Source organism: Pelotomaculum propionicicum, from assembly GCF_004369225.1.
In the GTDB taxonomy this organism is placed as follows: domain Bacteria; phylum Bacillota; class Desulfotomaculia; order Desulfotomaculales; family Pelotomaculaceae; genus Pelotomaculum_B; species Pelotomaculum_B propionicicum.
In genome coordinates this window covers 1-12,033 of record NZ_QFFZ01000014.1, presented here as the reverse complement: position 1 = coordinate 12,033, position 12,033 = coordinate 1, and the positions used below count along the sequence as shown (strand labels likewise).

11 protein-coding genes are annotated in these 12,033 nt (G+C 51.6%); 1 reads left to right on the top strand and 10 read right to left on the bottom strand.

Going from position 1 to position 12,033, the window contains the following annotated elements; translation table 11 throughout:
- Positions 1–3: 3 nt before the first annotated feature.
- The 4 genes from Pmgp_RS08105 to Pmgp_RS08090 form a co-directional block, all read right to left on the bottom strand.
- On the bottom strand, positions 4–621 hold the full coding sequence (locus tag Pmgp_RS08105; protein ID WP_345789133.1) for a Rossmann-like domain-containing protein: 618 nt from the start codon (positions 619–621) through the stop codon (positions 4–6).
- A 27-nt stretch (positions 622–648) separates the two neighbouring features.
- Positions 649–1,767 (bottom strand): ABC transporter substrate-binding protein, encoded by a 1,119-nt coding sequence (locus tag Pmgp_RS08100; RefSeq protein WP_192902852.1) that lies wholly within the window; start codon positions 1,765–1,767, stop codon positions 649–651.
- A gap of 249 nt (positions 1,768–2,016) precedes the next feature.
- A complete protein-coding gene (locus Pmgp_RS08095; protein WP_243119774.1) occupies positions 2,017–2,808 on the bottom strand; it encodes an ABC transporter ATP-binding protein in 792 nt (263 codons plus the stop codon).
- A complete protein-coding gene (locus Pmgp_RS08090; RefSeq protein WP_134213490.1) occupies positions 2,805–3,830 on the bottom strand; it encodes a FecCD family ABC transporter permease in 1,026 nt (341 codons plus the stop codon). The genes Pmgp_RS08095 and Pmgp_RS08090 overlap by 4 nt, the downstream gene beginning before the upstream one ends.
- 416 nt (positions 3,831–4,246) lie before the next feature.
- Here Pmgp_RS08090 and Pmgp_RS08085 point away from each other — a divergent pair, with 416 nt between their 5' ends.
- Positions 4,247–5,215, top strand: a complete 969-nt coding sequence (locus Pmgp_RS08085; RefSeq protein WP_134213489.1) for a helix-turn-helix transcriptional regulator — start codon at positions 4,247–4,249, stop codon at positions 5,213–5,215.
- 127 nt (positions 5,216–5,342) lie between these two features.
- On the opposite strand, the gene Pmgp_RS08080 is transcribed toward Pmgp_RS08085, so the two are convergent.
- The 6 genes from Pmgp_RS08080 to Pmgp_RS08055 all read right to left on the bottom strand — a co-directional run.
- Complete coding sequence (locus Pmgp_RS08080) at positions 5,343–5,795, bottom strand: hypothetical protein (protein ID WP_134213488.1); 453 nt, start codon at positions 5,793–5,795, stop codon at positions 5,343–5,345.
- Positions 5,796–5,805: 10 nt separating this feature from the next.
- On the bottom strand, positions 5,806–7,023 hold the full coding sequence (locus tag Pmgp_RS08075) for a molybdopterin molybdotransferase MoeA (RefSeq protein ID WP_134213487.1): 1,218 nt from the start codon (positions 7,021–7,023) through the stop codon (positions 5,806–5,808).
- 27 nt (positions 7,024–7,050) lie between these two features.
- Positions 7,051–8,073 (bottom strand): molybdopterin-binding protein, encoded by a 1,023-nt coding sequence (locus tag Pmgp_RS08070; RefSeq protein WP_134213486.1) that lies wholly within the window; start codon positions 8,071–8,073, stop codon positions 7,051–7,053.
- Positions 8,074–8,084: 11 nt separating this feature from the next.
- Positions 8,085–10,763, bottom strand: coding sequence for a formate dehydrogenase subunit alpha (fdhF, locus tag Pmgp_RS08065; RefSeq protein ID WP_134213485.1), 2,679 nt, complete (start codon positions 10,761–10,763; stop codon positions 8,085–8,087).
- A 72-nt stretch (positions 10,764–10,835) separates the two neighbouring features.
- Complete coding sequence (gene fdhD / locus Pmgp_RS08060; protein ID WP_134213484.1) at positions 10,836–11,627, bottom strand: formate dehydrogenase accessory sulfurtransferase FdhD; 792 nt, start codon at positions 11,625–11,627, stop codon at positions 10,836–10,838.
- Between the two features lie 50 nt (positions 11,628–11,677).
- On the bottom strand, positions 11,678–12,033 hold a 356-nt coding region (locus Pmgp_RS08055; RefSeq protein WP_134213483.1), incomplete at its 5' end, for a ferredoxin family protein.

Here is a 12,033-nt window from a genome sequence, read left to right as displayed (position 1 = left end):
CCTTTAAAAGATTTTAACTCTCTTGTTAGTTTCAAGACTTACCTTATAGGCGCTTACCTGTTCGAAAGTACTTCTGGTACCACCTTCTTCAACTGATTGCCTGGTAGACTGTTGAGCAACCACCACCGTACCATATAACATATCGATACCGTAATTAAACAATACCGGCGTCATTGGTGTGCTGGGCCCCCAAAGCACTGTAAAGGCATTACGGCTAAGTTCTAATAAGCGGGGAAGCGTCTTATTCACCAGTGTAGAGGCTGTGATAAAAACAAAATCCTGCGTTGGCAAGATATATTCACAAGCAGGGTCTGGATAATCCCCTGCCTTTGGTAGACGATCCAGTATGGATAGTTGACAACTTTCTGCCAGCTTCTCCAGACCTGGAAAGTGGCCAATTACGGCCACATTTTTTCCCTTGATCATATCGGCGAAGTAATCAAAAACAGAGATTTGTTTATGATCGCTAGCTGCTATCCCGGATAACTGCTTGATCCTTTCCGGAGTGTTTATTACTGAATTGATTGCTGCCAGGCCGATGGCTGCATCAAAAAAGTTCCATGACTTTATATGTTTTGCAAGCTGTCCTACTGGCATACCAAACAGTTGCCGAACACTCAACAAAACACGGACTAACCGCGGGAAAGCCTATTTAGGCTTTCCCCCAGCACGCGCCAAGATAGCCTCTACCTCCTGGTCAGTAAGGTTATAGTGATAGAACTTGGCGTAAAAATCTTTCATCTCCGCCTTGATGTCATACTTGAAAATATCAGGATAAAGCAAGTTGGCGAGCCATTTTACACCGATAATCCTGTTCGAGGAAGGCGGGCGGTCAAACCAGTTGAAAGGACTGTTTGGAATCTCGTATACCCGGCCGTCTTTTGAAGCCTTTAACTTCGCCCATTTGGGATCGGTGGTTACAATTCTATAAACCGCCGCTTCATCGCCGGCCATGGTCCAGGTGAGTATTACGTCAGGATCCCATGCCAGAATCTGTTCCAGGGAAACTGTCGACAGCCCCATGCCGCCTTTCATTGGAACATCGGCAACATTGACGCCGCCCACAAAATCCAGAACCTGGGTATGCTGTGATCCTTTTGGGTCGGTTTCCAGGCCGGTTGACCCTTCGGCGTAATAAACCCTTACCCGTTTCTCTTGTGGAATTTGCTTAGCCTTTTCAGCGACATCATTAACTGATTGACGACAGTACGCCGCCAATTCCCCGGCCCGGTCCTTTTCTCCAAGCAAATCACCCAAAAACTCAAAAGTCTGGTCTATTTTTGTCAGTTCATTATTAACCGCGACGACAGGTATCCCAGTCTGATTTTGAATGTTTTCGGCCTGTGAGATTGTTGTCGCACTTAAATCTCCAATTGAAATAATCACATCGGGATGGATTTTTAAAAGCTCTTCCGTGTTGCATGAGGTGTTGGCATACCACCCGCCAAGATTAGGCAGGTTCTGGTACTTTGGCAATATGTATTTTTTATTGTCAGGCGTTAGTTCATAGTTCCAGCCGACAAGCTTCTCCGGAGCCAGGGAATACATCATGATCATCCCTACGGGACTGGTAGAAAAGACTTTATTGATCTTGACGGGAACAGTTACACTCCTTCCGGCCTGGTCAACAATGGTGCGGGTTTCGGCCGCCGAACCGCCAGCGTTGGTTTTTGCCTGCTGTGTCCCACAGGCCGTAAGGGTGACTGTAATTAAAGCAATCGTCAGGCATAAGACCATCAATTTTACTGTTGGATTTTGTTTCAACATACTCTCCCTCCATTTTCACAAAGAATACTTTCGGAAAGTCCTACCGTTTGTCATTGCGAGCGTTAAGCGAAGCAATCTCCGGCTCTTACCCCCGCTTTATACTGTGAGATCGCCACGTCGCTTTCGCTCCTCGCGATGACAGAACGGTCTTTGCAAACCGACTTTCCGAAATTACCAATAAAGTCAAATGCTTGAGAATTCCCCCGACTTTCGGACATTTGCAGTTGATTAGCTGGAATATTAAATCAATCACGCCAACATGGGCACACAAACCTTAACTTCCTTGCGCTGCTTGTCAAGAATTCTTGCGGAAACTACTTTTATACTTGCGCAGTACAATTCGCTCAGGCAACTGTCTGTAACTATGTCGTCAGGGCTGCCGACAGCCAGAATTTTTCCTCCTTTCATGATGGCCACTTTATTGCATGCCAGGAAAGCGTGGTTGGGGAAATGTGATGTCATGAAAATTGAGTAACCCTGCCGGGCTAGCTCATTAATGATTTTCAAGATGCGGGCCTGGTTGCCGTAGTCAAGGTTTGCTGTCGGCTCGTCCAAAACCAGGAGGTTTGACTGCTGGGCCAGCGCCCGCGCAATAAGCACCAACTGGCGCTCACCACCGCTGATTTCACTAAATAAGCTATTCTCCAGATGGAGAATACCTGTTTTGGACAGCGCCTCCCTGGCGATTTCCTCATCCCTGGCCGATGGTGCGGACATAACGCCCAGGTGAGGGTTCCGGCCCATAATGACCATGTCCAGCACCTGGTAAGGGAAAACTGTTGTGGTGGCCTGGGGAACATACGCTATCTCCCTGGCCAGTTCCTTAGTGGACATACTGCTGATATCGCGGCCCCGAACGCGAATTTTCCCATGCTTGATTTTTAATATCCCGAGGATGCAGCGCAATAAGGTCGTTTTCCCTGTACCGTTTGGTCCCAAAAGGCATAAAACATCTCCTTCGGCCACAGATAGAGACACTCCGTCTAAGAGATTGGGGCGTTTGGCGTAATTAAAACTTAAATTCTCAACTGTTAAGCTCATGACCATCCCTTCCTTACTTTTGATAATAAGAAGACAAAGAAAGGCGCCCCGATTAAAGCTGTCAGAATGCCCAGGGGGATTTCGACGGAGCTTGCGTTGCGACCGATATTATCCACCAGCAGCAGGTACCCGCTACCCATTAAAAGCGATGCGGGGAGGAGTAATTGAAAGTTGGGCCCGATTATCATCCGGGCCATGTGCGGCACAAGCAGGCCCACCCAACCGATAATACCGCTGATGCTGACCGCCGCCGCAGTCATCAACGTGGCGCAAATCACTACCAGCAGCCGGATGCGGTTAATATTAACTCCCAGCGCAACCGCTTCTTCCTCACCGACTGTCAGCACATTGACCTGCCAGCGGATAAGGTATAGACCGGCGATTGAAATGGTGATCGGAAACAGAACAAAAAGCACGTCGCTATTGGATACCTTGGACAGTCCCCCCATCAGCCAGAAGGTGATGGCCGGCAAGGTGTCCAGAGGATCCGCCAGGTACTTGGCCACCGAAAGCAAGGCCTGAAAGAGGGCTGATATAACCATGCCACCTAATACCAGCACGATCATGGAGCTGCCTCCGAAGATTTTGCTGATGAGAAAGGAGATGGCGACTGCCAGCAGCGCAAACAGAAAGGCCATTACCTGCACGGCTATCCACGGTAAATGCATGATCATGCCCAGCGCGGCACCGAAGCCCGCCCCTGCTGAAACACCTAAAATAGCCGGCGATACCAGGGGGTTCTTAAATATGCTCTGGTAGGCGGCGCCGGAAACAGACAGCGCCCCGCCGACCAATAAGGCTGCCAAGATACGGGGAAAGCGCACCTGGAGCACTACGGTCTCCATTGTGTCGGTCCACGATTTAGGAATACTGATGATTCTGGAGATCAGGATCGACAATACTTTGTCAGGTGTAATCGAGTAGCGACCCAGAAGAAAAGAGCTAAAGAAAATTATCACCAATAAGAGAAAGAGAAGTAGTATTTTGGGAGACGCCCCCCGTAAGCGTTCTGATTTCAGCATCTTTTTTTTCCTTGCCTTTTAAGTTTGGGCAGTAACCAACCGTTTATCTTCAACAGCAGTCATTATTAAATTTCAATGTTTGCGTCCTTTTACGGCCTATCGCCCACCGTCTTTACACCAACGCAGCCAACACAAGTGAACATAAATAAATATACTTCCCTAGTCACATGTTACATAAATAAACAAAAACCAACATGACATAAATTAATGATAAATACTTACAGGGTTTTAGTCAATAGAAAAAACAACTTATTCTTGCTTATTAATACATCTGTCAGGTGTAAATAAAAGGTATTCCCATTGGCATGGTTAAGCAACATGCTTTGTTATAACTCAATCAAACATTACAAAAAGCAATTATCAAATAAATAAAAATACGATATAATAATCATCAGAATATTTGGGGAGGTATAAAAGTGAAAGAAAAGTCTTCTTTAACTCCCGAAGATGTTGCCGCCATACTAAATATCGCCAAGAATACGGTTTACGAACTGATTAAGCGCGGAGAACTTACCGCTTACCGGGTGGGCCGCAAGATCCGGGTTGACTTGCAGGATGTGGAAGCGTATAAGAAAAAAGGTAAAAACCTGGAATCAACACCGGTAAACATTCCGGCCACAACTGAAATTCCAACTCTACAGCTGGAAGCATCGCTTGAAGGAGATTCGTTTTCTCCATCCCCAAGATTAGTAATCTGCGGGCAGGACGTTCTATTGGACATCCTGGCCCGCCACCTGGAACGCCACCCTAATGGCACCTATGCCCTCAGGCACAACGTGGGAAGTTTTGCCGGCCTGCTGGCTCTTTACCGGGGCAAGGCGCACCTGGCCAGCGCTCATCTTTGGGACGGGGATAAGGGGATTTACAACCTGACTTATGTCCGTTATATTCTTTGTGGAATTCCGGCAGTCATAATCCATTTAGCCTACCGCATGCAGGGATTTTACACAGCCAAAGGCAACCCCAAGGGAATCAAGACCTGGCAGGATCTGAAGCGGCCTGATTTAGTTTTTATAAACAGGGAGAAAGGATGCGGCACAAGGGTTTTACTGGATGAACAGATCAGGCGGCTGGGGATGGACAGAAGACAAATCAGCGGCTATGAGCGGGAAGAACATTCCCACCTCGCGGTGGCAAGCGCCGTGTCGCGCGGTGAAGCTGATTACGCGCTGGGCAATGAGAAGGCCTCCCTTCAGGTGCGCGGGGTTGATTTTGTACCGCTGCAGAAAGAGCGTTATGAACTGGTTATGTTGAAGGAGGACATGGACCTGCCTCCATTTCAGGCGGTTATTGAAATACTTCAATCCCAGGATTTTAAAAAAGAGCTGCAAGGTCTGGGGGATTATGATTTAACCGAGTTGGGGAGAATAGTAGCAGAAGTATAGTTGTCCAGCAGTCAAGTTTTATATGTTACAACGCAACATTTCCCATAGCCCAATCAAGGGCTATGGGAAATGCCTGTATAGAGTTGGGTTTGTAAGGGCCGTACTATGTAAATCATCTTTCCCAAAACTATCTATTAGCCATGTTTAGGATGAAATTAAAGGCGCTCTTTTTCATGCCAACTGCACGCGCGTTCTTAAGAAATAATTTTAAATCGCTGGTCGCCTCATTAAAATATTTCCAGTAACTAAGTTTTGCTTCTTTAATCAGTTCATTATCCGGCAATGCTGTCTTTACCTCAGACATCCCGAGGATTGCCAGGGCCTTTGCTATGCTGTCTACTACTGTATTGCGGCAGCTTTGATGCATCAGGTAAAGGGCATGAAACAGCATAAGTTCGTTTTGATCAACAGGACCTTTTGATCTCCAGAGAAATAAACCAATGGCTTCTTCTTCTGAAGCGCACCCGGCAAGGGCTTTTTCAACCAGTTCGCTGATGACTGTTTGCCGCTGCTTCTCACAGAATAAAGGCAGCTCCGGGTTTTGTTCAATATATTTAAAACGGAAATTTGCTTTTCTCATTTTTCAAATCCTACCACTTAAAGGGATAAAGAAGAATAACTGAAACCTCAGCACCCTCCTCCAGCGGCGGGTGACCCGCCGGCAGGTCGATCAGCGCGTTGCCGTTGTTCAGAAGCCCCCGCAGCATGCTGGACTTTTGGCCCGGCAGGACGGTCACCTTCAGTCCTTTTTGATCCGCCTCCAGGTTTCCCTGCACAAAGCGCCGGGGCCCTCCCCATTTTTTATAACTGCCCGCACATACCGCGTTAACACGCCGCGGCCAGGGATTGAGCCCCTGCAGCAGGCGCAGTACAGGCGCGGCCAGCAAGTGGTAGCCTGCCGAGCAGGCCGCCGGGTTGCCGGAAAGCGATATGATCAGCTTGTCATCATAGACAGCGGCGCCGCTGTGGCTGCCCGGCTTGATCCGCACTCCCCAGAAAAGCACTTTCGCGCCGGTCTGTCTTACCGCGTAAAGAGCCTGGTCACTGGCTCCGGAAGCGGTACCGCCGGTCGTAAGCACAATGTCGGACTGGCGCAGCATTCTTTCCAACTGGTCTTTGATCTGGGGCAGGGTCCCGCCGCCGGCTAGTTGAACACCAGTAACCTGCGCTCCGTGCTTGCGGGCGAGGCCGGCCAGCAAAGGCCCGTTGCTGTCCCTAATCTGGCCCGGCAAAGGCAAAGCACTGCAGTCGACGACTTCCTGTCCAAGTCCCAGGATAGCCACTCTGGGACATCTGAACACAGCGACTTCGCTCCTCCCAAACGCGGCCAGCGCCCCGGTCAGGCCGGGGTTAACAACTGCACCGCGCCGCGCCAGCAATTCACCCGCCTTAAAATCCTCACCGTGCGGCTTGATGTTTTCACCGGGCACTATTTCTCCAGTAAAGGCCAGGCGGTTGCCGGCCAGACGGGTTACCTCGTGTGGGACGACCGAAACCGTCCCGCCGGGCAGCGGGCCGCCTGTGACAACCCCGGCCGCTTCTCCCGGCAGCAGCGAATAACCCGGCATTTCTCCCGGCTTTAAATGCTCTTTTACTACAAAACTATGATCTTTTTCTTTCTCACTTACAGACACTGCGTAGCCGTCTACCGCCGACTGGTCACAGGACGGCAGGTCGCTTAAGGAGTAAATATCCTTGTAAATTACCCGGTTCAGCGCGTCAAGCAAGGGTACAGTCTCATCAGGCAAAGGCGTGACAAGACTTAAGATAAGTTCCTGCGCCTCTTCCAGCTTTACGTTCTCCAACACCAGTTACTACCTCCGCTGTTACAGCTCTTAGGATTTACCGAAAGAACATGCCGGAAAACGACACTCGCCACACTCGTCACAAAGTCCGCCGTGCCCCAGCGATACTATTTCTGAACGGCTGATGCGTTCTCCCGCGAAGATGCGCGGCAGGATCAGGTCAAAGATAGTCACGCTGTTAAACATGACGCAGCCAGGCAGTCCGCACACCGGGACATGTCCCAGGTAAGCCAGCATAAACATGGAACCCGGCAGCACCGGCGCTCCGTAAGAAATGACCTCCGCTCCGGTGGCCCTAATGCCTACCGGAGTTACGTCATCAGGGTCGACGGACATGCCTCCGGTTACCAGCACCAACTCCGCCCCCCCGGCGACAAACTGGTGAATTTCTTTGGAAATCAAAAACGGGTCGTCCGGCACGATTACCTGTCCCATCACCTTGGCGCCAAAGGGCGCTGTCTTTTGCTTAATAACACTGCAAAAACCATCCTGGATGCGGCCGGAATAGACCTCGCTGCCCGTTGTCACCACGCCCAGCCAGAGAGGCTGAAACGGTTTAACAGTAATCATCGGCCCCGCCTGGCTGCATATTTCCTCCGCTTCCTCCAGGATCTCGCGCCTGATAGCCAGCGGGATGACCCTGGTGCCGGCGACAATCTGTCCTTTTTTTACAACGCGGTTGTTATGCGCGGTAGCCATGGCGATATCAACCAGGCTGTTGACCCGGTTCAACTGGTCCACATCCACTTTCAAAAGGCCGTCATGTACGGGCCGGAGGTTGACCCTGCCCTGGTTGGGCTGATCCCACTTCAGGCCCGGCCCGGCGGCATGCCGGGCCAGACTCAAAGCAGCTTCGTCTTCATGAATCAGACTGTCTTCAGATTCCCAAACATAGATATGTTCTTTGCCCAAATCCAGGAGAGTCGGAATATCTCCGGGAGTGATGACCTGCCCCCTGCGGAAAGCACGGCCTTTTTCACGACCGGGTATTATTCTGGTAATGTCGTGGCAGAGGACCATACCCGCCGCCTCGGTCACAGGTACCTTGCGCATGTGTTAACCTCCTAGGCTTTTTCGATCCTGACGGCGCATACTTTGTATTCGCCGGTCTTGGTGATTGGATCCAGCCCTTCGCTGGTTATGGCGTTGGTCGGGGACTCCGCATAGTGGAAAGACATCCAGAGCATGCCGGGCGGAACCCTGTCGGTGACTTTAATCCTGGCGGTTATAGAGCCGCGCCGGGAGGTAACTTTAATCTTATCGCCTGTTTCCACGCCGAGTTTTGCCGCGTCAGCAGGGTTGAACTCGGAATACTCCTCGGACCACATGCTTTGAATGCCTGTGGAGTAAGGAGTGGTAACATTGTAATGCTGCAGGATCCTGCCTGTATTGAGCAGGAACGGGTATTCCTCGTCCGGCATTTCTTGCGGAGGAATGTGGTCGATGCCCTGGAAGAGACCCTTGCCGCGGGAGAACGACGTTCCGTGCAGGCATGGTGTGCCCGGGTGGTCGAGGGAAGGGCAAGGCCACTGCATCCCTTTTGCCTCCAGCCTTTCATAATTGATACCGGCCATGGCGGGTGAGAGAGAAGCCATTTCATTCCAGATTTCTTCGGGGCTGTTGTATTCCATTGGGTAACCCATCTTGGCGCTCATGGCCATGATGGTCTGCCAGTTGGTCTGGCCGGGTACCGGCTCAATGGCCTTGCGCACTCTCTGCACGCGGCGCTCGGTGCTGGTAAAAGTGCCGTTCGTTTCCGCGAAGCTGGCGGCCGGCAGGATCACATCCGCGTATTCGGCCGTTTCGGTCAGGAAGAGCTCCTGGACTACCAGGAATTCCAGCTTATCCAGTCCTTTACGGATATGGTTGCTGTTCGGGTCGGTCAGCACCGGGTTTTCACCGAGAATGTACATGGCCTTGACTTCACCGCTATTGGCAGCGTCAAACATCTGCGGGATCATCAGGCCGACCTTATCCGGCAGGGATACGCCCCAGGCCTTTTCGAACTTCTTGCGGGCTTCTTCGTTAATGACAGGCTGGTAGCCGGAGAAGACATTGGGCAGCGCGCCCATGTCGCAGGCGCCCTGGACGTTGTTCTGGCCCCGGATCGGGTTCACGCCGGTGCCCGGGCGTCCCAGGTGGCCGGTCAGCATGGCCAGGTTGGCAATGCTCATTACGTTTTGTGTACCGCAGATGTGTTCAGTAATACCCAGGGTATAGAAGATCATGGCCCTGTCCGTGGTGGCATACAGGCGCGCCACAGCGTAAAGGTCCTCTTCGGATATACCGGTCAGTTTGGAAACATAGTCTGGGGTGTAGTTCTTAACGGTGGACTCCAGCGCTTCAAAATTCTCGCAGCGAGTTTCCACAAAGTTCTTGTCATGCAGGCCTTCTTTGAGGATGATGTGCATCAGTCCGTTCAGGAAGGGGATGTCTGTCCCGGACTTGATGCGCAGCCAGTAATCGGCTTCCTCTGCCAGGTCAATGCGCCGCGGGTCGACAACAATCAGCTTGGCGCCGTTGCGCTTCGCCTGCCGCATTTTATAACCGATAACCGGGTGTGCCTCAGTGGTGTTGGTGCCTATCAGCAGCATCAACTGAGCATCAGTGGTAATTTCATTGATGGAGTTGGTCATCGCGCCGCTTCCGAATGATTGGGCCAAACCGGCCACAGTAGGCGCGTGTCAGGTACGGGCACAGTGGTCAACGTTGTTAGTGCCCATCACCGCCCTTGTAAATTTTTGCACCAGGTAGTTTTCCTCGTTGGTACACCTGGCTGAACTCAAGGCCGCAAATGAATTGGGGCCGTACTTATTCTTGATTTCCTTCAGGCTGTTGGCAATCAGGGTGAGAGCCTCATCCCAGGAAGCCTCCTCGAATTTGCCTTCCTTTTTAATCAGCGGGGTAGTGAGACGTTTTTCGTTATTCACGAAGTCCCAGCCGAACCTCCCTTTGATGCACAGGGCACGGCCGTTTACCGGGGCGCTGGGATTGGAAGCCACACCAATAAGCTTGCCGTCTTTTACACACAGGTCGAAATTGCAGCCGGTGCCGCAGAAGGGGCAGGTAGTCTTGACTTTGGTAAGCTCCCAGCGGCGTCCTTTCCCCGCCATCTGCTTCTCGGTCAAAGCGCCGGTCGGGCAGACAGATACACACTGGCCGCAGAATACGCAGTTGGACTCCACCAGTTCTTCATCGTAAAAAGGTATCACCTTGCTGTTGAAGCCCCTGTAGGCGAAATCAATGGTATCCTGTCCGGTGATCTCGCTGCAGGCCCGGACGCACTTGCCGCATAAAATGCACTTGTTCATATCGCGGACGATAAAGGGGTTGCTCGTCTCGATCGGGTAATTATGTTTTTCACCTTTAAAAGTGCTCTCTTTAACTCCGTATTCATAGCAGTATTCAGCAAGACTGCATTCGCCGGATTTTTCGCAGGTCAGGCAGTCAAGCGGGTGATTGGCTATCAATAAATCGAGGATCATCCGCCTAGCCTCCATGACACTGGGGGAATGGGTCTGAACTTCCATGCCGGGGGCGACAGCAGCGGCGCAGGAGGCAACAAGGGCGCGCGCACCTTTCACTTCTACCACACACAGGCGGCAGGCGCCAACCGAACTTAGTCCCTCCATATAACAAAGCCGCGGTATGCTGAATCCTGCTTGTTCAGCAGCATTGAGAATCGTTGTCCCGGCGGGGACTTCAACCTCCTTCCCGTTAATGGTCAATTTGACCATTTCCATGCACTTTCACTCCTTCCTGTACTAAGGTTGATCATGATTGCTCTATTTCTTCAAAAACAATTCCCAACTAAATTACATAATTATCTTCTCTGCGTGGCTGTAAACGCTCAGCCGCTCTCCCCGGGCAAATCCAACCAGTGCGACTCCATACTGCTCGGCCAAATCCACGGCCAGCAGCGTCGGCGCTGAACGTGACACTACCAGGGGCAAACCCTGGCGGGCCGCCTTGATCAAGATCTCCGAAGAAACACGCCCGCTGAGCAGTAAACACTTGTCAGCAGTGGCCGTTCTGTTCAAAAAAGCATAACCAAGGGCTTTGTCTACCGCGTTATGGCGCCCGATATCTTCATACATGGCCAGCAGGCCTGTATGGTCAGCCAGAGCCGCGCTGTGCACGCCGCCTGTCAGTCTGAAAGAAGCAGACCCTTCTTCCAGTATACCAATCAATGCCAGCAGGCGGGATGCCGCAAACCGGCATGTCGACTGAACTGGCTGCAGTTGACGGGCGTCATTGATAAAATACGGCGCCACGCGCCCCTTGCCGCAGCAGCTGGCAATTTGCCGGCGCAGGAAGTTCTCCGTTTCCGGCGCCGCACAGGGAGTCTCCACCCAGAGCAGGCCGTCTTGTTCGTTAAAAGTTATCTCTCTAATATCGGAAAGGTCACGCACCAGTCCCTCACTGAGCAAAAAGCCTACAGCCAGTTCTTTGTGAGCTCCGGGTGAACAGATCAGCGTAGCCAGCTCGGTATCGTTTAAAAATACTGTCAAAGGCGTTTCTTTTACGATAAAGGCGTAATCAGATTGTCTTTGACCCCGGTTGCAGGTGACTATTTCCCGTTTTTCATAAATCTCCGGCAGGGACATTCCTGGCGCCGCTCCTTTCCGCATGTCTTGGATATTAAGTTTATTGCGCTTTACGCCTTAATAATGGCGTCGAATTTACATTTTTGGATGCAGGCGCCGCACTTGATGCATTTTGCCGTGTCGATGACATGAGGCTCTTTCTTCTCGCCGCTGATGGCTCCCGCCGGGCAGGACCTGGCGCAGGCGCCGCAGCCGGTGCACTTGTTGGCCAGAATGGTGTAAACCAGCAGTGCCGAGCATACTCCGGCCGGACAGCGCTTATCCTTAATGTGCGCAATGTACTCGTCTTTGAAGTAGCGCAGGGTGGTCGCAATCGGGTTGGGGCAGGTCTGTCCCAGACCGCACAGCGCGCTGCTCTTAATTACCCTGCACAAACGCTCTAACGTGTCGATGTCTTCCATCTCGC